Annotated in this window: 21 protein-coding genes and 1 other RNA gene; 4 read left to right on the forward strand and 18 right to left on the reverse strand. The window is 62.7% G+C overall.

Going from position 1 to position 22,270, the window contains the following annotated elements:
* Positions 1–55: 55 nt before the first annotated feature.
* From ftsA to rsmI, 16 genes are all read right to left on the reverse strand, one after another.
* Positions 56–1,318 carry a cell division protein FtsA gene (gene ftsA / locus QCL51_RS20520; protein WP_003251867.1) on the reverse strand — a complete coding sequence of 421 codons (1,263 nt, stop codon included), beginning with the start codon at positions 1,316–1,318 and terminating at the stop codon, positions 56–58.
* Between the two features lie 14 nt (positions 1,319–1,332).
* On the reverse strand, positions 1,333–2,202 hold the full coding sequence (locus tag QCL51_RS20525; RefSeq protein ID WP_084850851.1) for a cell division protein FtsQ/DivIB: 870 nt from the start codon (positions 2,200–2,202) through the stop codon (positions 1,333–1,335).
* A 5-nt stretch (positions 2,203–2,207) separates the two neighbouring features.
* Complete coding sequence (locus QCL51_RS20530; protein ID WP_103443781.1) at positions 2,208–3,164, reverse strand: D-alanine--D-alanine ligase; 957 nt, start codon at positions 3,162–3,164, stop codon at positions 2,208–2,210.
* The gene (gene murC / locus QCL51_RS20535; RefSeq protein ID WP_016713564.1) at positions 3,161–4,609 is read right to left on the reverse strand and encodes a UDP-N-acetylmuramate--L-alanine ligase; all 1,449 of its coding nucleotides are present in this window, start codon (positions 4,607–4,609) and stop codon (positions 3,161–3,163) included. Before murC ends, QCL51_RS20530 begins: the two co-directional genes overlap by 4 nt.
* Positions 4,602–5,681 (reverse strand): undecaprenyldiphospho-muramoylpentapeptide beta-N-acetylglucosaminyltransferase, encoded by a 1,080-nt coding sequence (gene murG, locus QCL51_RS20540; RefSeq protein ID WP_021784156.1) that lies wholly within the window; start codon positions 5,679–5,681, stop codon positions 4,602–4,604. The genes murC and murG overlap by 8 nt, the downstream gene beginning before the upstream one ends.
* A complete protein-coding gene (gene ftsW / locus QCL51_RS20545) occupies positions 5,671–6,882 on the reverse strand; it encodes a putative lipid II flippase FtsW (RefSeq protein WP_173401668.1) in 1,212 nt (403 codons plus the stop codon). Before ftsW ends, murG begins: the two co-directional genes overlap by 11 nt.
* Positions 6,882–8,228 (reverse strand): UDP-N-acetylmuramoyl-L-alanine--D-glutamate ligase, encoded by a 1,347-nt coding sequence (murD, locus tag QCL51_RS20550; protein ID WP_028697489.1) that lies wholly within the window; start codon positions 8,226–8,228, stop codon positions 6,882–6,884. Before murD ends, ftsW begins: the two co-directional genes overlap by 1 nt.
* A 6-nt stretch (positions 8,229–8,234) precedes the next feature.
* Positions 8,235–9,317 carry a phospho-N-acetylmuramoyl-pentapeptide-transferase gene (gene mraY / locus QCL51_RS20555; RefSeq protein WP_016498046.1) on the reverse strand — a complete coding sequence of 361 codons (1,083 nt, stop codon included), beginning with the start codon at positions 9,315–9,317 and terminating at the stop codon, positions 8,235–8,237.
* Positions 9,317–10,684: a UDP-N-acetylmuramoyl-tripeptide--D-alanyl-D-alanine ligase gene (murF, locus tag QCL51_RS20560; protein ID WP_021784153.1), complete on the reverse strand. Its 1,368-nt coding sequence runs from the start codon at positions 10,682–10,684 to the stop codon at positions 9,317–9,319. The genes mraY and murF overlap by 1 nt, the downstream gene beginning before the upstream one ends.
* Positions 10,677–12,164, reverse strand: coding sequence for a UDP-N-acetylmuramoyl-L-alanyl-D-glutamate--2,6-diaminopimelate ligase (locus QCL51_RS20565; protein WP_103444818.1), 1,488 nt, complete (start codon positions 12,162–12,164; stop codon positions 10,677–10,679). Before QCL51_RS20565 ends, murF begins: the two co-directional genes overlap by 8 nt.
* On the reverse strand, positions 12,164–13,903 hold the full coding sequence (locus tag QCL51_RS20570; protein ID WP_162149598.1) for a penicillin-binding protein 2: 1,740 nt from the start codon (positions 13,901–13,903) through the stop codon (positions 12,164–12,166). Before QCL51_RS20570 ends, QCL51_RS20565 begins: the two co-directional genes overlap by 1 nt.
* The gene (ftsL, locus tag QCL51_RS20575; RefSeq protein WP_021784150.1) at positions 13,903–14,196 is read right to left on the reverse strand and encodes a cell division protein FtsL; all 294 of its coding nucleotides are present in this window, start codon (positions 14,194–14,196) and stop codon (positions 13,903–13,905) included. The genes QCL51_RS20570 and ftsL overlap by 1 nt, the downstream gene beginning before the upstream one ends.
* Positions 14,193–15,134, reverse strand: a complete 942-nt coding sequence (gene rsmH, locus QCL51_RS20580; RefSeq protein WP_274118875.1) for a 16S rRNA (cytosine(1402)-N(4))-methyltransferase RsmH — start codon at positions 15,132–15,134, stop codon at positions 14,193–14,195. Before rsmH ends, ftsL begins: the two co-directional genes overlap by 4 nt.
* 2 nt (positions 15,135–15,136) lie before the next feature.
* The gene (gene mraZ, locus QCL51_RS20585; protein WP_021784148.1) at positions 15,137–15,592 is read right to left on the reverse strand and encodes a division/cell wall cluster transcriptional repressor MraZ; all 456 of its coding nucleotides are present in this window, start codon (positions 15,590–15,592) and stop codon (positions 15,137–15,139) included.
* A gap of 308 nt (positions 15,593–15,900) precedes the next feature.
* Positions 15,901–16,276, reverse strand: an RNA gene (rnpB, locus tag QCL51_RS20590) — RNase P RNA component class A.
* Positions 16,277–16,343: 67 nt separating this feature from the next.
* Positions 16,344–17,219, reverse strand: coding sequence for a 16S rRNA (cytidine(1402)-2'-O)-methyltransferase (gene rsmI, locus QCL51_RS20595; RefSeq protein WP_014592287.1), 876 nt, complete (start codon positions 17,217–17,219; stop codon positions 16,344–16,346).
* Between the two features lie 186 nt (positions 17,220–17,405).
* Between rsmI and QCL51_RS20600 the strand changes: the two genes are divergently transcribed.
* The 4 genes from QCL51_RS20600 to QCL51_RS20615 all read left to right on the forward strand — a co-directional run bounded on the left by QCL51_RS20600 (position 17,406) and on the right by QCL51_RS20615 (position 20,849).
* Positions 17,406–19,223, forward strand: a complete 1,818-nt coding sequence (locus tag QCL51_RS20600) for a penicillin-binding protein activator (protein ID WP_275966809.1) — start codon at positions 17,406–17,408, stop codon at positions 19,221–19,223.
* Positions 19,223–19,594 (forward strand): YraN family protein, encoded by a 372-nt coding sequence (locus tag QCL51_RS20605; protein WP_021784145.1) that lies wholly within the window; start codon positions 19,223–19,225, stop codon positions 19,592–19,594. Before QCL51_RS20600 ends, QCL51_RS20605 begins: the two co-directional genes overlap by 1 nt.
* An 86-nt stretch (positions 19,595–19,680) precedes the next feature.
* Entirely contained in the window at positions 19,681–20,274 is a 594-nt protein-coding gene (locus QCL51_RS20610; RefSeq protein ID WP_012053657.1) for a phosphoheptose isomerase, read from the forward strand.
* Positions 20,271–20,849 carry a BON domain-containing protein gene (locus QCL51_RS20615; protein WP_021784144.1) on the forward strand — a complete coding sequence of 193 codons (579 nt, stop codon included), beginning with the start codon at positions 20,271–20,273 and terminating at the stop codon, positions 20,847–20,849. The genes QCL51_RS20610 and QCL51_RS20615 overlap by 4 nt, the downstream gene beginning before the upstream one ends.
* 265 nt (positions 20,850–21,114) lie before the next feature.
* Here the strand turns inward: QCL51_RS20615 and QCL51_RS20620 are convergent, their stop codons facing one another.
* Together QCL51_RS20620 and QCL51_RS20625 are read right to left on the reverse strand one after the other, a co-directional pair.
* On the reverse strand, positions 21,115–21,546 hold the full coding sequence (locus QCL51_RS20620) for a ClpXP protease specificity-enhancing factor (protein ID WP_021784143.1): 432 nt from the start codon (positions 21,544–21,546) through the stop codon (positions 21,115–21,117).
* A gap of 10 nt (positions 21,547–21,556) precedes the next feature.
* Positions 21,557–22,180: a glutathione S-transferase N-terminal domain-containing protein gene (locus QCL51_RS20625; RefSeq protein ID WP_021784142.1), complete on the reverse strand. Its 624-nt coding sequence runs from the start codon at positions 22,178–22,180 to the stop codon at positions 21,557–21,559.
* Between the last annotated feature and the right edge of the window lie 90 nt (positions 22,181–22,270).

The raw sequence follows: 22,270 nt of genomic DNA on the forward strand, positions 1-22,270 counted from the left end.
TTTCCCTCTCCTTACAGTTCTCTAGTTGTTGCGCCTACCACTACTGCTTTGAAACTTAGAAGTTGCCCTGGACCCACTTCTTGAAACGTTCAAGCACTGGGGCCTTCGGTTCATCGCCATAGCTGTTGCTGCTGCTGTTGCTGTTACCGGTCAGGGCCAAGTCCTCGGACTGCTTGAGCAGGCCGTAGGTGAGCAAGCCCACACCAGTGGAATAGATCGGGTTGCGCACCACGTCGCTCAGCCCCCGAACGCTGTGCGGCACGCCCAGGCGTACCGGCATGTGGAAGATTTCTTCGGCCAGTTCCACGGCACCTTCCATCTTCGCGGTGCCGCCGGTGAGGACGATGCCGGCGGGCACCAGGTCTTCGTAGCCGCTGCGGCGCAGTTCGGCCTGGATCAGGGTGAAGAGCTCGTCGTAACGTGGCTCCACCACCTCGGCCAGGGCCTGGCGCGACAGCTCGCGCGGTGGGCGATCGCCCACGCTCGGCACCTTGATGGTCTCGCCCGCGCCAGCCAGTTTGGCCAGGGCACAGGCGTAGCGGATCTTGATTTCTTCGGCGTACTGGGTCGGGGTACGCAGGGCCATGGCGATGTCGTTGGTCACCTGGTCGCCAGCAATCGGGATGACCGCCGTGTGGCGGATGGCGCCCTCGGTGAAGATGGCGATGTCGGTGGTGCCACCACCGATGTCCACCAGGCACACGCCCAGCTCTTTTTCATCATCGGTCAGTACCGAGTAGGCCGAAGCCAGCTGTTCGAGGATGATGTCGTCGATTTCCAGGCCGCAGCGGCGCACACACTTCTCGATGTTCTGGGCGGCGTTGACTGCGCAAGTGACCACGTGAACCTTGGCTTCCAGGCGCACGCCAGACATGCCCAGCGGCTCGCGCACGCCTTCCTGGTTGTCGATCACGTAGTCCTGCGGCAAGGTGTGCAGCACGCGCTGGTCCGCCGGAATCGCCACGGCCTGGGCGGCGTCGAGTACGCGCTCCAGGTCGGCCAGGCTGACCTCGCGGTCACGGATGGCGACGATGCCGTGGGAGTTCAGGCTGCGGATGTGATTACCGGCCACACCGACGAACGCCGAGTGGATACGGCAGCCGGCCATCAGTTGCGCCTCTTCCACGGCGCGCTGGATCGACTGCACGGTGGACTCGATGTTCACCACCACGCCTTTTTTCAGGCCACGGGACGGATGAGTGCCGATCCCGACGATTTCCAGGGTGCCGTCTTCGCCCACTTCGCCCACCAGCGCCACCACCTTGGAGGTGCCAATGTCCAGCCCGACGATCATTTTGCCGCTATGCGCGTTTGCCATGGTCCTGTCTCTCTCTAATTCTTCGCAACGGCGGGTTGGGCCGTCGTCGGTGCAATCGGTTCCCGCCAACCAACGGCAAGTCCGTTGGAATAACGCAGATCAATGCGGGCGATAGTGGTGATCTGGTCTTTGAGTGTCTTGTCGTAAATGGCAATGAAACGGCGCATCTTCTCCACCAGATGATCGCGCCCCAGCAGCAACTCGATGCCTGGCCCGGCACTGCTCGCACCGGTGGTCAGGAACCAGCTGCCTCGCTCGCGCAGCTCCAGGCGAGCGATGGAAAAGCCCAGGGGGCGCAGCATCTGGCTCAATACCTGATACTGCTGCATGACTTGTTGCTGAGCACGCTGCGGCCCGGCCAGCTGCGGCAAATGCTCATAATTGGCCAGCTCGCGCGGGGCGAAAGCCTGACCCTGGTTGTTGAGCAGGGCTGCATCACCCCAGCGTGCCACCGGCAGCTGTTCTTCAAGGCGGATTACCACCTCGTCGGGCCATACCCGGCGCACTTCGGCGTGGGCGATCCACGGCATCTGCTCCAGCTCGGCCCGCATCGCCGGAAGGTCGACGCTGAAGAAGCTCGCCGCCACATAGGGCGCGATACGCTGCTGCACCGACTGCTGACTGATGTAGCTGAGGTCGCCCTGCACATCGATCTTGGTGATCGGGCGGTCGGCGTAAGGCATCAGGCGAACGGCGCCCTCGTAGGCACCAAAGCCGGCCGCCACCAGCAACACCGGCCACAGCAAGCGCTTGAGGCCGCCCAGGCTTGGCCTGGGCAGGCGCGCCGATACGGGCTCGTCGGCCACCAGCCGGCTGGCACCACGCGGCACCGGCTTGCTACGGCCGGTAACGGGTTGCTGCTGACGTATCATCGCGCCTTGCATGATTATTAGCCTCGCGTCGCCACGCTTTCGGCCAGGATTGCCAGCACCAGTTGCTGGAAGTCCAGGCCAGCCGCGCGGGCCGCCATGGGCACCAGGCTGTGATCTGTCATGCCCGGTGCAGTGTTGACTTCGAGCAGCCAGAACCGGCCCTGCTCGTCCTGCATCACGTCCAGCCGCCCCCAGCCCTCAATGCCAATGGCATTGCAGGCGCGCGCGGTCAGGTCGATCAGCTCTTGTTCCTTGACGCTATCCAGCCCGCAGGGAATGCGGTACTGGGTGTCGTTGGCGATGTACTTGGCGTCGTAGTCGTAGAACACATGCGGCGTACCCAAGGCGATCGGCGGCAGCACCTGGCCGCGCAGTACCGCGATGGTGAACTCCGGGCCGTGGATCCACTGCTCCACCAGTACCTGGGAATCGTATTTGGCGGCGTCCTGCCAGGCGGCGACCAGTTCCTGGGCGCTGTTCACCTTGGCCATGCCGATGCTAGAGCCTTCATGGGCGGGTTTGACGATAAGCGGGAAGCCCAGTTCCGTACTGGCCTGCAAACAATCGCTTTCGCTCGCCAGCACCGCGTGGCGTGGTGTGGGAATGCCCAGGCTCTGCCACACCTGCTTGGTGCGCAGCTTGTCCATCGCCAGCGCCGAAGCCAGGATGCCGCTGCCGGTGTAAGGGATGCCCAGGCACTCCAGCAAGCCTTGCATGCTCCCGTCTTCACCGCCACGGCCGTGAAGAATGATGAAGGCGCGGTCGATCTTCTCGCTTTGCAGGCGTGCGAGCAGGTCATCACCGACGTCGATGGGGACCACGTCGACGCCGGCAGTGCTCAGCGCATCGATCACTGCGGCGCCGGATTTCAGCGACACTTCACGCTCGGCGCTCTTGCCACCGTACAGCACGGCGACGCGTCCGAACGCCTTGACGTCCAGGGTCGAGTGCAGCTTGTCGTAGGCGCTGGTCATTTCGACTTCTCCTGCTTGGCGCCTGCGAACAGCGGGCTTTTCATCAACTGCGGGGCCAGGCCGCCGACATCACCGGCACCCTGGCAGATCAGGATGTCGCCAGCGCGCAGCAGTGGCTTGACCAGCGGTGCCAGCTCGGCGCCGCGCTCGATGTAGATCGGGTCCAGCTTGCCGCGCTGGCGGATGCTGTGGCACAGCTGACGGCTGTCGGCACCGGGGATCGGCTCTTCGCCGGCCGGGTAGACCTCCATCAGCAGCAGCACGTTGGCATCACCCAGCACCTGGACGAAATCGTCGTACAGGTCGCGGGTGCGGCTGTAGCGGTGCGGCTGGTAGACGATCACCAGGCGGCGGCTTGGCCAGCCACCGCGCACAGCCTTGATTACCGCCGCCACTTCGGTCGGGTGATGGCCATAGTCGTCGACCAGCATCACACTGCCGCCTTCGACCGGCAGCTCGCCGTACACCTGGAAGCGACGGCCGACACCCTGGAAGCCGGACAGGCCCTGGATGATGGCCTCGTCAGTAATGCCTTCGTCAGTGGCGATGGCAATGGTGGCCAGGGCGTTGAGCACGTTGTGGTTGCCGGGCATGTTCACCGAAACCTCCAACGGCTCGCGATCACGGCGCAGCACGGTGAAGTGGGTCTGCATGCCCTGCTGACGCACATTGATGGCGCGGATGTCGGCCTCTTCGCTGAAGCCATAGGTCACGGTCGGGCGCTTCACCTGCGGCAGGATCTCGCGAACCACCGGGTCGTCCAGGCACATCACCGCCAGGCCATAGAACGGCAGGTTGTGCAGGAACTCGACGAAGGTTTTCTTCAGCTTGTTGAAGTCACCTTCGTAGGTCGCCATGTGGTCGGCATCGATGTTGGTGACCACCGCCACCATCGGCTGCAGGTGCAGGAAGCTGGCATCGCTTTCGTCTGCTTCGGCGATCAGGTAGCGGCTGGTGCCCAGCTGCGCATTGGTACCGGCAGCGGTAAGGCGGCCACCGATGACGAAGGTCGGGTCCAGGCCACCGGCGGCGAACACCGAAGCCAGCAGGCTGGTCGTGGTGGTCTTGCCGTGAGTACCGGCAACGGCCACGCCATGGCGGTAACGCATCAGCTCGGCGAGCATCTCGGCACGCGGCACCACCGGAATGCGCCGCTCCAGTGCGGTGGCAACTTCCGGGTTGGCCGGGTTGATGGCGCTGGAGACCACCAGCACATCGGCGGTGGCGGCGTTCTCGGCGCGGTGGCCGACGAAGATCTCAGCGCCGAAGGACTCCAGGCGCTCGGTAACTGGCGAGGCTTTAAGGTCCGAACCGGACACTTCATAGCCCAGGTTCAGCAACACTTCGGCAATACCGCACATACCCACGCCGCCGATGCCGACGAAGTGAATGCGGCGAATACGGCCCATCTTCGGCTGGGGCATGGCTTTCTGGCTCTCAACCATGGGCCACCTCCAGGCAGATATCGACCACGGTGCTGGTTGCAGCAGGTTTGGCCAGGCGCCGTGCGGTGCCTGCCATGACGTTGAGTTTCTCGGGTTGCATCAGCACCTCGTTCAGGCGTTCAGCGAGTTGCGCTGCGCCAGTTGTCGCTTGTGGCATCAGGAAGGCAGCGCCTTCGCGGGCCAGATATTGGGCGTTGTGGGTCTGGTGATCGTCGATCGCATGGGGCAAAGGCACCAGCATCGAAGGCAGGCCTGCTGCCGCCAGTTCGCTGACAGTCAGGGCACCGGCCCGGCACACCACCAGGTCGGCCCAGCCATAAGCCTGGGCCATGTCTTTGATGAAAGGCTCTACCTGAGCCGCGACGCCCGCCTCGTGATAACGCTCGGCGGTGATCGGCGCGTGTTGCTTGCCGGCCTGGTGGAATACCTCTGGCCGCAGCGCGGCGGGCACTTCGGACAGGGCCTTAGGCAACAATTTGTTCAATGGTTCCGCACCCAGGCTGCCACCCAGTACCAACAGGCGTGCACGGCGCTCGCCCAAGGGCGCGCGTTGCTCCTCCATGAAGAGCTCCGGGCGCACCGGGTTACCGGTGGTGCGACGTTTGTCGCTGGCCTCGAAGGTGTTCGGGAAAGCTTCGCAGACCCGCGCCGAGAGTGGCACCAGCAACCGATTGGCGGTACCGGCCCTGGCGTTCTGCTCATGGATCACCAGTGGCACGCCGCACAGCCGCGCGGCCACGCCGCCGGGGCCGGTCACATAGCCGCCAAAGCCCAGGACACATACGGGCTTGAGCTGGCGAATGATGCGCCGTGCCTGCAGCACGGCCTTGACCAACGTGAACGGTGCCTTGAGCAACGACAGCTTGCCTTTGCCGCGCAAACCGCTGACCTGGATCAGATGCAGTGGCAAACCCGCCTGTGGCACCAGCTCGTTCTCAATGCCACGCGGGGTACCCAGCCAGTGCACGCTGTAACCGCGCTTCTGGAACTCACGGGCGCAGGCCAGCGCCGGGAATACGTGCCCCCCGGTACCGCCGGCCATGATCAGTACATTTTTGCCTTCAGCGGCCATGACTGGTCTCCTCGGCAAAATCGCTTTCGCTAAATTCGTGCTCCTCACTGCCCAGGTGCGTGCGGCTCTCCCACTCGATGCGCAGCAACAGCCCTACGCAGGCGCAACAGATCACCAGCGAACTCCCCCCGTAACTGAGAAACGGCAGGGTCAGGCCCTTGGTCGGCAGCAGGCCGACGTTCACACCGATGTTGATCAGGAACTGGCCAATCCACAGGAAAGCCAGGCCGAACGCCATGTAGGCGGCAAAGAACTGTTTGGCTTTCTCGGCCCACAGGCCGATGTACAGGGCGCGCACGGTAACGAACACGAACAGTGCTACGGTCACCAGCGAGCCGACCACGCCCAGTTCTTCCGCCAGTACCGAGAACACGAAGTCGGTGTGCGCTTCAGGCAGGTAGAACTGCTTCTGCACGCTGTTGCCCAGACCAACACCCAGCCACTCGCCACGGCCGAAGGCAATCAGTGCCTGGGTCAGCTGGTAGCCCGAACCGAACTGGTCGGCCCAGGGGTCGGTGAACGTAATAAGGCGCGCCATCCGGTACGGCTGCGCCTGTACCAGGACAAATACCGCCAGCACCGCCAGCGCCACCATCAGGCTGAAGCGGAACAGCCCCACCCCACCCAGAAACAACATGGCCGCCGCCGCGCCCATCATCACCACGGTGGCGCCAAAGTCCGGCTCCATCAGCAGCAAGGCGGCCATGGGCAGCAGCACGATGAACGGCTTGAAGAAGCCCATCCAGGTTTCGCGCACCTCAGTCTGTCGGCGTACCAGGTAGCCGGCCAGGTAGATGACCACGAACACCTTGGCGATTTCTGAAGGCTGCACGTTGAAGAAGCTGAAACCGATCCAGCGCATGGAGCCGTTGACTTCACGGCCGATGCCCGGCACCAGTACCAGTACCAGCAGGCCGAAGGCACCAATCAGCATCATGAAACCCATGCGCTGCCAAGTGGCGATCGGCACCAGCAGGGTCGCACCACAGGCCACCAGGCCAAGGAACACGTACACCAGGTGGCGGAACATGTGATACAGCGGGTTGCCCGACTGTACAGCAGCCACTTCCGAGGATGCCGAAGTGATCATCACCAGGCCCAGGCCCAGCAAGGCCAGGCAACCGGCGAGCATCGGGAAGTCCAGGTCGACGCCACGGCCGCTGATCAGCGGCGACGGATAGGGTTTGAAGATGCCGAAGATCATGCAAGACCTCCCGCTGCCTGGGCGAACAGGCGTCCACGCTCCTCGAAGTTCTTGAACATGTCGAGGCTGGCGCATGCAGGCGACAGCAGCACGGCATCGCCGTCCTGGGCCAGCTCGGCGCATCGCTGCACGGCATCGTCAAGGGTCTTGACCCGAACCAGCGGCACGGCATCGCCCAAGGCCTCGGCCAGGCGCTCGGCATCACGGCCAAGCAACACCACGGCGCGGCAGTAACGCTTGACCGGTTCGCGCAACGCAGTGAACTCGGCACCTTTGCCATCACCACCCGCGATTAGCACCAGCTTGCCTTCGATATCGGCGCCCAAGCCTTCAATGGCGGCCAGGGCAGCACCGACGTTGGTGGCCTTGGAGTCGTCGTACCAGTTGACGCCGTTACGCTCGCGCACCCACTGGCAACGGTGGGCCAGGCCACCAAACTCGCGCAGGGCCTCGAGCATCGGCTCGAACGGCAGACCGGCAGCATGGCCCAAGGCCAGTGCCGCCAGGGCGTTGCTCTGGTTGTGGGCGCCACGAACCTTCAGTTCACGCGCCGGCATCAGTGCCTGGAACTCGAACGCCAGGTATTTTTCACCGCCCACTTCGCGCAGGCCGAAGGCCTTGAAGTCCGGCTGGCTGAGGCCAAAGGTCCAGCATGGGCGGCCTTCCACAGGCAATGGCCGGCTGAGGGCATCCTGACGGTTCACCACCACCTGCCTGGCCCCGCGGAAGATCCGGTGCTTGGCCAGGTGGTAGGCCGGAAGGCCGCTATAGCGGTCCATGTGGTCTTCGCTGATGTTCAGAACGGTCGCCACTTCGGCGTTGAGCTGGTCAGTGGTTTCCAGCTGGAAGCTGGAAAGCTCCAGCACGTACAGCTCGATGTCATCGGCCAGCAGGTCGAGCGCCGGAGTACCGAGGTTACCGCCCACGGCCACACGTTTACCGGCCTTGGCGGCCATTTCACCGACCAGCGTTGTGACGGTGCTCTTGGCGTTGGAACCGCTGATGGCAATGATCGGCGCCTTGGCATGGCGAGCAAACAGCTCGATGTCGCCAGACAGCTTCACCCCTCGCGCGGCCGCCTGCTGCAAGGCCGGCGTGGCCAAGGCCAGACCGGGGCTCACATACAACTCGTTGGCGCGGCACAGGAAGTCCACGTCCAGCTCACCACAGCGCACTTCCACCTGCGGGTAATCACGGCGCAGGGTTTCCAGTTCCGGCGGTTGCTCGCGGGTATCGGCGACCGCAAAGGCAATGCCCCGGCTCGCCAGGAAGCGAACCAGGGACATGCCGCTCTTGCCGAGGCCGACAACGATGCGGAATTGGTCGGAAGCGATCAAAGACACGCTCATCTACCTCAATTTCAGGGTTGCAAGGCCAATCAACACCAGGATTACAGTGATGATCCAGAATCGGACGATCACCCGAGGCTCTGGCCAGCCCTTGAGTTCAAAGTGGTGGTGGATCGGCGCCATGCGGAACACGCGCTTGCCGGTCAGCTTGAAGGAGGCGACCTGTATCACCACCGACAGGGTTTCCACCACGAAGATGCCGCCCATGATGAACAGCACGATTTCCTGGCGCACGATGACGGCAATGGTGCCCAGCGCGGCGCCCAGCGCCAGCGCGCCGACGTCACCCATGAACACTTGCGCCGGGTAAGTGTTGAACCACAGGAAGCCCAGGCCGGCACCGATCAGCGCGCCGCAGAACACGATCAGCTCGCCCGAGCCCGGCACGTAGGGGATCAGCAGGTACTCGGCGAACTTCACGTTACCCGACAGGTAGCAGAAGATGCCCAGCGCGCCGCCGACCATCACCGTCGGCATGATTGCCAGGCCGTCGAGGCCATCAGTGAGGTTGACCGCGTTGCTCGAACCGACAATGACGAAGTAGGTCAGTACGACGAAGCCAACGCCCAGCGGAATGGTGACATCCTTGATGAACGGCAGGATCAGCGTGGTCTCGACGCTGGTTGGCGCGGTCTTGTACAGGAACACCGCCGCCGCCAGGCCGAACACCGACTGCCAGAAGTACTTCCAGCGGCTCGGAAGACCACGGGAGTTCTTTTCGATCACCTTGCGGTAGTCATCGACCCAGCCAATGGCACCGAACGCCAGGGTGACGATCAGCACAACCCATACATAGCGGTTGCTCAGGTCGGCCCACAGCAAGGTGCTGATGGCAATGGCCGACAGAATCAGCGCACCGCCCATGGTCGGGGTACCGGACTTGGACAGGTGCGATTGCGGGCCGTCGTTACGCACGGCCTGGCCGATCTGGCGAATTTGCAGGGTACGGATCATCCAGGGGCCCAGCCACAGCGCCAGGGACAACGCGGTCAGTACACCAAGAATCCCGCGCAGGGACAGGTACTGAAAGACCGCGAAGCCTTTGTGGAACTGTTGCAGATACTCGGCCAACAGCAGCAGCATTAATGTTTCTCCCCGCTGGCACCGCACAATGCCGCCACGACGTTTTCCATCGCAGCGCTGCGCGAGCCCTTGATCAAGATAGTGGTGTCACTGGCATTCTCGGCGCTAACCGCATCGATCAGCTCAGCTTGAGTAGCGAAATGGCGGCCATTGGCGCCGAACGCCTTGACCGCATGTGTCATGTTGGAACCCACTGCGTACAGGGCGTCGACCTTGCCACGCGCGTAGTCACCCACCTGACGGTGGCCTTCTTCCGCCCATTGCCCCAATTCGCCGATATCCCCAAGCACCAGAACGGTGCGCCCGGAAAAGCCGGCGAGTATATCAATGGCTGCGCACATAGAGGTGGGATTTGCGTTGTAACTGTCGTCGATAACCCGTACCCCGTTCGGCGCGATCTGCGCCACGGTGCGCCCCTTGACCGGTTGCACGGCCGCCAGGCCTGCGGCAATGCCGCTCAGGCTCAGACCAACGGCATGTGCAGCGGCGGCGGCGGCCAGGGCGTTGCTGACGTTGTGTTCACCCAGAACATTGAGTTGTACGGCTACCGTTTCCGTGGCGCCATGCAGGGTGAACGACGGGCAGCCGCGGGCATCGCGACCAATGTCTGAAGCGTGGAAATCGGCCTTCGGGTTGCTGCGTGCGAAACTGACGACTTTGTGCGTACCGGCACGCGCCTTCCAGATGTCAAAAGCTTTGTCGTCCAGGTTGAGGATGGCAATACCGCCCTCGCCCAGGCCTTCGAGAATTTCGCCCTTGGCTTCGACGATCTTGTCCGGGCCGCCGAACTCGCCAACGTGGGCAGTACCGGCGTTATTGATGATGACCACCTGCGGTTGTGTCAGGCCTACGGTGTAGCGGATTTCGCCAATGCGCGAGGCGCCCAGCTCGATCACTGCCGCGCTGTGCTCCGGGGCGATCTCCAGCAGTGTCAGCGGCGCCCCGAGGTCATTGTTCAAGTTGCCGCGGGTGGCGTGAACCAGGCCACGGGTGCGCAGGATACTGGCGAGCATTTCCTTGACCGTGGTCTTGCCGCTGGAACCGGTAATGGCCACTACAGGCTTGTCGAAAGCGGCGCGGTTCAGGGCGCCGAGCTGACCCAGTGCTGCCCGGCAATCCTTGACCAGCAACTGCGGCAGGTCGACACCGGCCACTTCACGCTCGACCAGGGCAGCTACTGCGCCTTTGGCTTTCACGTCTGCCAAGTAGTCATGGCCATCGAAACGCGGGCCGGCCAGGGCGACGAACAGTTGCCCGGCGCTGACACTGCGGCTATCGATGCTGACACCGGTAAACGTGGCGTCGGCACCGATGTGTTGACCATTCAGGGCAGTGGTCAGCTGGCTGAGTGACAGCGGCTTAAGCATGTGGAGCCTCCCAGGCTGCAAGTGCCTTTTCGGCTTCGGTCAAATCGGAGAAATCATGGCGCTCGCCATTGATCTCCTGATAATCCTCGTGCCCCTTACCAGCCAGCACGATCACATCGTTGGCAGCGGCAGTGGCGATCAGGTGCGCAATGGCTTCGCCACGGCCGGCGACGAACTCGACGTCGTCAGGCCTGGCGAAACCGGGGCGGATATCATCGAAGATGCGCAACGGGTCTTCAGTACGCGGGTTGTCGTCGGTGACCAGTACGCGGTCAGCCAGGCGCTCGGCCACTTCGGCCATCAGCGGGCGCTTGCCGCGATCACGGTCACCGCCGCAGCCGAACAGGCACAACAGCTTGCCACGAGCGTGCGGGCGCAGCGCCTCGAGTACTTTTTCAAGTGCATCCGGTGTGTGCGCGTAGTCGACCACCACCAGCGGTTTGTCGCCGCCACCCAGGCGCTGCATACGACCTACCGGGCCCTGCAGTTGCGGCGTGACCTTGAGGATCTCGTCCAGCGCATAGTCCAGCGCCAGCAGGGTCGCCACAGCGGCAAGCATGTTGCTCAGGTTGAAGCGGCCCAGTAGTTGACTGCGCAAGATACGCTCACCTTGGGCAGTGACGATTGTGGCGCGCACGCCATCGTCACTGAACACGGCTTCGCGACAGAACAGCGAGGCCTCAGGGCGTTCCAGGCTGTAGCTCAGCAGTCGGGTTTCGATATGGTCGACACTCGGGCGGCGCGCAAAGTCGGCGGCCAGACGACGACCAAAGGCGTCATCCAGGTTGACCACCTGGCAACGCAGGCTCGGCCAGGCGAACAGCTTGGCCTTGGCGGCCTCATAGGCTTCCATGCTGCCGTGATAGTCGAGGTGGTCGCGGGACAGGTTGGTCATTACCGCGATGTCGAATTCCAGTGCGGCAACACGGCCTTGCTCCAGGGCATGGGAAGACACTTCCATGGCCACGGCCTTGGCGCCGCCTTTCTTGAGGTCGTTGAGGGTTGATTGCACGGCAATCGGGTCGGGCGTGGTCAGGCGACCGCTCTGCAACTCGCCGAAGAAGCCAGTACCCAGGGTGCCAATCAGGCCGCAGCGCTGGCCAAGCAGGTCGAGCGCCTGGGCTACCAGCTGGGTAACGCTTGTCTTGCCGTTGGTGCCGGTCACGCCGACCAGATTCAACTGGCGGCTCGGTTCACCATAGAAGCGCCCGGCGATATCTGACAACTGAGCGATCAGCCCTTTGACCGGAATCAGCGGCACATCGGTCAGCGGCAGCACGTTGGCACCCTGCTCTTCATAGGCCACGGCGGCAGCGCCACGGGCCAGGGCGTCGGCAATATGCTCGCGACCATCGACCTTGGCGCCCGGTACGGCCAGGAACAAGTCACCCGGGCGCACACTGCGGCTGTCCAGGGTCAGCTCACGAATCAACGGATCACGGCTGGCGTGGGCGAAAAGTTTGCTTAATGGCATTGTCATCATCCACGCCCTCCCTTGGCGGCTGCTGCATTGACTTGCGATTGCACCGCGGGTGCAGGTGGCGGCAGGTTGTCTGGCGGCACGTTCATCAGGCGCAGGGTGCCGGACATGACCTTGCTGAATACAGGTGCCGAAACCAGGCCACCGAAGTACCCCCCCTTTCTCGGCTCGTCGATGACCACGACGATGGCGTAGCGCGGGTCACTCATTGGCCCGAAGCCGGCGAACAGCGAGCGGTAGGCGTTTTCGGTGTACCCCTTGGCACCCACGGTGGCCTTACGCGCGGTGCCGGACTTGCCGGCCACGTGATAGAACGGCACCTGGGCACGGAAGACGCCGCGCGGGGCTTCGATCACCTGCTGCAGCATGCCCTGAACAGTTTCGGCGACTTCTTTCGGGATGGCCTGCACCGCTTCTGGTGTCTTATCGAGCTTGATGATCGACAGCGGCACCATCTTGCCGTCGTTGGCCAGCGCCGCGTAGGCATGCACCAGCTGCAGGGCGGTGACCGATACGCCGTAGCCATAGGACAGGGTCGCGGTCTCGGCCTTGCGCCACTCACGGTGGTTGGGCAGGTTGCCGACACGCTCGCCCGGGAAGCCAAGGCCGGTGTACTGGCCCAGGCCGACCTGGGACATGACCCGGTAGATGGCCTCGCCGCCGATGTCGAAGGCGATCTTGCTCATGCCAACGTTACTGGAGTTGATCAGGATGCCGGTCAAATCAAGAATCGGACCCTCGCTGCGCGACACATCCCTGATGGTGTAACGACCGATCTGAAGGCTGCCAGGGTAAACCTCGACCTTGTCGCTCGGCTTCCAGCGGCCGCTCTGCAGCGCTGCACTCATGGAGATCGGCTTGACCGTGGAGCCCGGCTCGAACACGTCGATGATCGCCCGGTTACGCATGGCCGACGGGAACATGCTACGGCGGTTGTTGGGGTTGTAGGTCGGCTGGTTGACCATGGCCAGGACCTCACCGGTCTTGACGTCCATGATCACCAGACTGCCGGCCTTGGCGTCCTGCTCGGCAATGGCGTTGCGCAGCTCGCGGGTAGCCAGGTACTGCAGGCGCAGGTCTATGGACAACGCCAAGGTCTTCCCGGCCTTGGCGTTCTTGGTTACCTGAATGTCCTTGATCAGCCGGCCGCGCCGGTCCTTGATTACCTGGCGCTTGCCGGGCACACCGGCCAGCCACTCGTCATAGGCCAGCTCCACCCCTTCGCGACCGTGGTCATCGAGGTCGGTAAAGCCGACCATATGCGCAGTCACATCACCGGCCGGATAGAAGCGGCGGAATTCTTCCAGGCCATACACACCCGGCACTTTGAGGTCGAGCACGTGCTGGCCTTGCTCGGGGGTCAGACCCCGGACCAGGTAGATGAACTCTTTGTTGGCCTGCTGGGTCAGGCGCTCGGTCAACTGCTGCGGGTTTTGCCCCAGCGCTGCGGCCAATTGCGGCCAGCGCTCCTTGGAGGCCTGCATCTCTTTGGGGTTGGCCCACAAGGTGGTGACCGGGGTGCTCACGGCCAATGGCTCACCGTTGCGGTCGGTAATCAAACCGCGGTGCGCCGGGATGGGGATGTGACGCAGGCTGCGCGCATCGCCCTGGCCCTTGAGGAAGTCACGGTCAACTACCTGCAGGTCGATGATGCGCCAGCAAATGGCACCGACCATGATCGCCAGCAAGCCGATCACTACACGGAAGCGCCACGGGTAGAGTGCGCCTTCGAGCTTCATCATGGCGCCACCATCCGGACTTCGTCAGCTGACGGCACGCGCATGTTCAATTGCTCGGAGGCCAGGCTCTCGATGCGACTGGCAGCGGTCCAGGTACTCTGCTCAAGAATCAACCGGCCCCATTCGGCCTGAGCCTTGTCGCGCTCGTTCAATTCACCGTACAGGGTGTTGAGCAGCTGACGGTTCCAGTGCGCACTGTAGGACACGGCAATGGCCGAAACCAGTACGCTGATGAACAGCAGAAGCATCAGGAAGCTTCCGCCTGGCAAGGGTTTGGCAAATAGCCTGCTCACCGCAGCTTCTCCGCCACGCGCATTACGGCGCTACGCGAGCGTGGGTTGGCCTTGAGCTCGGCCTCGGAAGCGAACTGGGCCTTGCCGATGAGCTTGATTTTCGGCTCGAAGACCTTGTGCTGAACCGGCAGGTTCCGCGGCAGGTTGTCGGCCTCCCCCTTCACCAGCCTGCGCATGAACAGCTTGACGATACGATCTTCCAGCGAGTGGAAACTGATGACCGCCAAGCGACCACCGACTTCGAGCGCATCCAGCGCAGCCTCAAGGCCAGCCTCCAGATCACCCAGCTCGTTGTTGACGTGAATACGAAGGCCCTGGAAGGCACGGGTAGCCGGATTCTTGCCCTTTTCCCAGGCCGGGTTGGCCACTTTGAGCACCTCCGCCAGGTCGGCGGTACGGGTGAAGGGCTGTTTTTCGCGGCGCTCGACCACTGCACGCGCCATGCGCCCGGCAAAGCGTTCCTCACCGTACTCCTTGAAGACCCGGGCGATTTCTTCCACAGGCGCAGTGGCGATGAACTCGGCGGCACTGATGCCTTGGTCCGGGTTCATGCGCATGTCCAGCGGGCCATCATTGAGGAAGCTGAAGCCACGCTCTGGGTCATCCAGCTGCGGGGAGGACACGCCCAGGTCCAGCAATACACCACTGACCTTGCCGTGCAGGCCGCGCGCTGCCACTTCCGTGCCCAGTTCGGCAAAACTGCGCTGCACAATGACAAAGCGGCCGTCTTCGGCCGCCAGCGCTTGCCCCGTGGCAATCGCCTGTGGATCTTTGTCGAAGCCCAAGAGCCGCCCTTGCGGCCCGAGCTTGCTGAGGATCAGACGACTGTGTCCGCCACGGCCGAAAGTGCCGTCCAGATAGCAACCGTCGGGGCGCAGGGCCAATGCCTCGACAGCTTCGTCGAGCAGGACGGTAATGTGGTTGAAGCCGCTATCTATGGTCACAGGATCAGGTCACGCAATTCGTCGGGCATGGCGCCCGGTTGTTGAATAGCTGCAAGGTCGGCTGCCGAAACCACGTTCCAGGCATCTTCATCCCACAGCTGGAATTTGTTCAGTTGCCCCACCAGCATCGCCTTCTTGTCGAGCTTGGCGTACTCACGCAGGCGGGGCGGCACCAGGAAACGCCCGCTGCCATCGAGCTCCAGGTCAACCGCATTACCGATCAGCAAACGCTGCAGGCGGCGGTTTTCCTCACGCAACGATGGCAAGGCACGCAACTTGGCTTCTATCTGTTCCCACTCATCGAGGGGATAAACACACAAGCAGGGGTCTACGGCGTCAATGGTCACGATCAGTTGGCCATTGCAACGTGAGTCGAGCTCGTCACGGTACCGGCTCGGCATGGCGAGACGGCCCTTGGCATCGAGGCTGACGGCGTTGGCTCCGCGGAACACGGCTGTGATTCCCCACAATGTTAGCTTTTTTGTGCCAGAAAACCCACTTCATCCCACTTTCTGCCACTTGCGCACACTATAGGAATCCGCCCGCAGCACCGTCAAGGCACGTTCATAAGGAAAAGCCTTACAGGACCGAGATTTAGCGCAACAACAGAATGTGGAAGGACTGCCAGAGAGAAAAAAACACGAGAAAAATCAAACCCACGCAAGCAAATGGAGTTCGAAGTTAAAGTAATTTATTAAGAGTAAGATTTTTTCGGTATTACCAGAGGGGTTCTGCTATCGATTCAAGCAGGGGAAGAAAGGTGGAGAGTCGATCTGTAAGCCGGGTTTTGTCGAGGACAGTCATTCCTCTACGACGGCCATCACTGGACGCCTCTAGCAACCTACCCGGTTCCGACGCGGGCCACGCCTGATGGAACCCTATTTGGTCTTGCTCCGAGTGGGGTTTACCTAGCCACGAACTGTTGCCAGCCGTGCGGTGCGCTCTTACCGCACCTTTTCACCCTTACCGGCACCGAAGTGCTTAGGCGGTTATTTTCTGTGGCACTTTCCGTAGGCTCACGCCTCCCAGGCGTTACCTGGCACTCTGCCCTATGGAGCCCGGACTTTCCTCCCCCTGCTGCTCACACAACAAAAAGTTGCGGAACAAAAACAGGCAGCGACTGTCCGATCGACTCTCCGCCGCCAAGGTTACCGGCACGCGCGCGCAAGAACAAGCGATACCGACATCTATGTCAAACTGCCACTACTCAGCTTTCTGCTTTTCCAGGGCAAGTTGATACAACAGGTTCTTGCGCACCCCGGTAATTTCCGCTGCAAGCGCCGCGGCCCGCTTCAGTGGCAACTCCGCCAATAGCAGGTCGAGCACTCGCTGAGCTTCGGCACTGATGGCCTGCTCGCCCTCCGGCGCGCTCCAACCGCCGACCAGCACCACGCATTCACCGCGCTGCTGGTTGCTGTCGCCAGCTACGAAAGCCCGCAACTCAGCCAGCGGCAAGCCCTTGAGGGTCTCGAAGGTCTTGGTCAGTTCGCGCGCCAGCAACGCCGGGCGATCGCCACCAAATACCGCCTCCATGTCTTCAAGACACTCCAGGATTCGATGCGGGGCTTCATAGAAGATCAACGTGCGCGGCTCTTCCCTCACTTGCTCCAGGCGCGCCCGGCGCCCTGCCTGCTTGGCCGGCAGGAAGCCTTCGAAGATGAAGCGGTCCGACGGCAGGCCTGCCGCCGATAGTGCGGCGATCAAGGCACAGGCGCCAGGCACCGGCACCACGCTCACCCCTGCGGCACGCGCCTGACGCACCAGGTGGTAGCCTGGGTCGGAAATCAGAGGTGTGCCGGCATCGGAGACCAATGCCACATTTTCACCCGCCAGCAGTTTGGAGAGAAAACGCCCGCCTTCGTCGCGCTCGTTGTGCTCATGACAAGCGGCCAACGGCGTGTCGATGCCAAAGTGTTGCAGCAGGCGGATCGAATGACGGGTGTCTTCGGCGGCGATCAGGGCCACGTCCGCCAGCACTTTCAGCGCCCGGGCGCTCATGTCGTCGAGGTTGCCGATGGGAGTTGCCACCACATAAAGCGTCCCCACCGTGGATTTCGAAGCCCCTGCCACATCAGTCACTGCGCACACCTGTCATTCGGATCAAAGGCGCCATTGTAGCCCGAGCGCCTGCAACAGGGCGTAAAGAACTTCGCCGGCGATCAGGAACAAGCCACCTATAGTGAAGGATCGACACAGCAACATCGCGCCCCGGCCAGTGCTTGGGTACAATTGTCGGCCAACTTGATCGAGTAACAGGACCTTTACATGATCGCTTGCCTGCGGCTGCTCACAGCCCTCTGCCTCGCCGCCCTGCTGGCAGCCTGCGCCAGCTCGCCCTCATCCAGCCTGGGCGAACTGCCACGCACCCCGGACGCCAGCATCGAGCAACTGCTTGAAAAGGCCGCCTCCAGCAAGTCTGCAGAAGACGCCGCCCTGCTGCGCCTGAGCGCGGCCGACCTGGCCTTCAAGCAGAAGGACTTCCCACGCGCCGCACGCATTCTCGAGCAGGTCCCGCTGGACACGCTCAAGCCGGCCCAGCAAGTGTTCGCCAGCACCCTAGCGGCTGAACTGGCCATGAGCCGCAACCAGCCCAAAGCAGCGCTGACCGCCCTGGCCCACCCCAGCCTGCAGCGCCTTGCCGAGCTGCCGCCAGAGCTGCAAGCGCGTACCTACACCGTGCACGCCGCCGCGCTCGAAGCCGATGGCCAGGCCCTGGCTGCCGCACAACAGCGCATACTGCTGGCGCCACTGCTCAGCGGCCAGGCCGCCAGCGCCAACAATAACGCCATCTGGGCCCTGATCGCCTCGCTGCCTGCAGAGCAACTGCAGCAACCAACCAACGATCAGGCCCTGGCAGGCTGGACCAGCCTGGCGTTCGCCGTGAAAAGCGCCGGCACCCTGGAGCAGCAGCAAGCGGCCATCGAGACCTGGGTCAAACAGCATCCGGACCACCCTGCCGCTCAGCAACTGCCGCTGGCCCTGATCAAGCTCAAGGAACTTGCCAGCCAGCCGCTGACCAAGATCGCCCTGCTGCTGCCTCAGGAAGGCCCACTGGCCGGCGTTGCCCGCGCCCTGCGCGATGGCTTCATGGCCGCCCACTTCCAAGCCCAGCAGACCGGCCAGCCGGCACCTGCCGTGCAGGTATTCGACAGCTCGCGCATCGGCTCGCTGGACGATTTCTATCGCCAAGCGCAGGCCGCCGGCGTGCAACTGGTCATTGGCCCGCTGGAAAAACCGCTGGTCAAGCAGCTGGCCGCCAAACCGCAATTGCCGATCACCACACTGGCCCTGAACTACGCCGACGCCGGCCAGAAAGCCCCGCCGCAACTGTTCCAGTTCGGCCTGGCTGCCGAAGACGAAGCCCGTGAAGTCTCCCGCCGCGCCCGCGCCGACGGCATGGTCCGCGCCGTAGCCCTGGTACCGAGCGGCGAATGGGGTGACCGTGTCCTGGCCGCCTTCCGTCAGGACTGGGAAGGCAATGGCGGAACCCTGCTCGCCGCCGAGCGTATCGCTCAGCCGGTCGCCCTGGCCCAACAGATTGCCGACCTATTCCAGTTGCGCCAAAGCGAAGGCCGCGCCAAAAGCCTGCAAAGCACGGTGGGCGGCAGCATCGCGGCACAACCGTCGCGCCGCCAGGACATCGACTTCATCTTCCTCGCCTCGACCCCGCAACAGGCGCAGCAGATCAAGCCGACCCTGAACTTCCAGTACGCCGGTGACGTGCCGGTCTATGCCACCTCGAACCTGTACAGCGCCAGCGGTGACGTCAACCAGTACAATGACATGAACGGCATCCGCTTCTGCGAAACACCGTGGCTGCTCGACACCAGCAACAGTCTGCGTCAACAGGTTGTACAGCAGTGGCCGCAAGCCGCTGGCAGCCTCGGCCGCCTGTACGCCATGGGCGTCGATGCCTACAGCCTGGCGCCGCGCCTGGGCCAACTGAAAGCGCTTCCGGACAACCGCATCCTGGGGCTTTCGGGCAGCCTGAGCATCAATGCCAACCAGCGCGTCGAGCGCCAGTTGCCATGGGCCGAGTTTACCGGCGGCCAAGTCAAGCGCCTGCCTGACACCGTGCGTTGATGGCCGCAGCATCGCCTACCCGTGCCGGGCAAGCGGCAGAAACCCAAGCCCTTGAGTACCTTCAGGGGCAAGGGCTGCAGTTGCTGGTGCGTAACTGGCGATGCAAAGGCGGCGAGCTTGATCTGGTCATGCTCGACGCCGATACAGTAGTATTCGTCGAAGTCCGCTACCGGTTGCACGCGGGCTTCGGAGGCGCCCTCGACAGTATCGACTGGCGCAAGCAGAAACGGTTGGTGCTCGCCGCCAGCCTGTTCCTGCAGAAGGAGCCCCACTGGGGCAACCACCCCTGCCGCTTCGACGTAGTCGCCCTGCAGGGCAGCCACCATGCAGGCAGACCGCTTCAATGGCTGAAAAACGCCTTCGAATGCTGAACCCACTTCGTTTTTTTTGCTCTATGTATCGCGGGCTGGTCGTAGTTGCGCGTAGCAAAGGCCACCGCCCCATTTAAGGTCACCAGATGGACATGCAATCCCGAATTCGCCGGCTGTTCGAGGCCAGCATCGAAACCAAGCAACAGGCAATGGACATCCTGGCACCGCACATCGAGCAGGCCAGCCTGGTCATGGTCAATGCGCTGCTCAACGAGGGCAAGATGCTCGCCTGCGGCAACGGCGGCTCGGCCGGCGATGCCCAGCACTTTTCATCGGAGCTGCTCAACCGCTTCGAGCGCGAGCGTCCCAGCCTGCCAGCCATCGCGCTGACCACTGACAGCTCGACCCTGACCTCGATCGCCAACGACTACAGCTACAACGAAGTCTTTTCCAAGCAGATCCGCGCCCTGGGCCAGCCCGGTGACGTTCTGCTGGCGATCTCCACCAGCGGCAATTCGGCCAACGTGATCCAGGCGATCCAGGCCGCGCATGACCGTGAAATGATTGTCGTAGCATTGACTGGTCGCGACGGCGGCGGCATGGCTTCGCTGCTGCTGCCCGAGGACGTGGAAATCCGCGTGCCTTCGACAGTTACTGCGCGCATCCAGGAAGTCCACCTGCTGGCGATCCACTGCCTTTGCGATCTGATCGACAGCCAACTGTTCGGGAGTGAAGAATGACCCCTATGCGCCTCGGCCTGATGGCCCTGACCCTGTGCCTGAGCGTCACTGGTTGCAGCTCGGTACTCACCTCTACCCGCAATTCGCCGATCGAGGACGATCGCGGCACGCGCACCATTGGCAGCAAGATCGACGACTCGCTGATCGAAACCAAGGCCGCCGTGAACATTTCCAAGGCCAGCCCAGACCTGGACAAGGGCTCGCACATCGTTGTCAGCAGCTACAACGGCATCGTCCTGCTGGCCGGCCAGACCCCGCGCGCCGACCTCAAGAGCCTCGCTGAGCAAACCGCCAGCCAGGTACAGCGAGTCAAGAGAGTGCACAACGAGCTGCAAGTGATGCAGCCTTCCTCCATTCTGGCGCGCAACAACGACGCCTGGCTGACTACCAAGATCAAGACCCAGATGCTGACTGACAGTGCCGTGCCCAGCTCGCGCATCAAGGTGATTACCGAAAACGGCATCGTCTACCTGCTTGGCCTGGTCACCCGCCAAGAAGCCAACTCGGCCACTGCCGTAGTGCAGGGCGTGTCGGGGGTGCAGAAGATCGTCAAGCTGTTTGAGTACATCGACTGATTGGTCTGCGTTGAGATTTATAGCGCCTGTGAGAGCGGGCGCCGCCCGCGCGGCGCATCGCGAGCTGGCGCTCGCTCCTACGTTTGTTTCGGGCCAATTAACCCTGTGGGATCTGCACGCGAACGCCTTGGCGCATGACTCGATATTGCGTCCTGTGCTACCAAGGCGGCTGCGCGCGATGCGCCACGCGGGCGACGCCCGGGCTCACAGGCGCCAGAAAACTCACTGCCAGCAAAAAGGCGATCCTTCTGGATCGCCTTTTTTGTTACTTGACCACTTTCAGGCTTGGCCGACCACTCGGACGCGGCGGCTGCCCTCCATCGTCTGGCGGGCCATCGTCATCCGGCTGCACATCATCGTCTTCCAGCTCGTCGCCATCCATCAAAGACGGCTCCAGCTCGAAGACCATACCCTGGCCATTTTCGCGGGCGTAGATACCCAGGATGGCACCAACCGGCACGAACAGCGAGTGAGCCACGCCACTGAAGCGCCCCTCAAAGCTGACCGCGTCATTGTCCATGTGCAGGCTGCGCACGGCACTTGGCGAGATATTCAAGACGATCTGGCCATCACTGGCGAAACCATCCGGCACCTGAACTCTCGGGAATTCGGCATTGACCAGCATATGGGGCGTGCAATCGTTGTCGACGATCCACTCGTACAGTGCTCGAACCAGATAGGGGCGACTGGAGTTCATCAACGGCTCCTTAAAGCTTGCGCATTTCACGTTCTACGGAGGACAGGCTCGCCTGGAAAGGCTCGCGGGCGAACTGGCGCTCCATGTAATCCAGCAGCGGCTTGGCTTGCCGCGGCAACTCGATACCCAACACCGGCAAACGCCAGAGTATGGGTAATAGACAGCAATCGACCAGGCTTTGCTCATCACTCATGAAGCAGGCGAACTCGCTGAACAACGGCGAGACCCCGGTCAGGCTTTCGCGCAAGGCCTTGCGCGCCTCGGTTCGGGCAGCTTCACTGCTACGCGGGTCAAGCACGGTATCAGCCAAGGCACACCAGTCGCGCTGGATGCGGTGCATCAGCAGACGGCTGTTGCCACGCGCAACCGGGTATACCGGCATCAGCGGCGGGTGCGGGTAACGTTCCTCAAGGTATTCCATTACCACGGTCGATTCATACAACGCCAGGTCACGGTCGACCAAGGTCGGCACGCTGCCGTAAGGATTGACCTCGGCCAGCTTCGGCGGCAGGCGGGCGGGATCGACATCGATAAACTGCACGCTGACGCCCTTCTCGGCCAGAACCAGGCGCACCCGATGAGAATAGTGATCAGCGGGATCGGAATAGCAGGCTAACCTGTTGGTTGCGCCCATGTAGCGGCTCCTCGCACGGATGCTTGTGCAACTTTAAATGAAAACGCGCCCGGGGTGGCCTGGCAATACTGCTAGGCCACCCCGGGCGCG

It is taken from the genome of Pseudomonas sp. LTR0 (assembly GCF_036630035.1).
Lineage (GTDB): Bacteria > Pseudomonadota > Gammaproteobacteria > Pseudomonadales > Pseudomonadaceae > Aquipseudomonas > Aquipseudomonas putida_Y.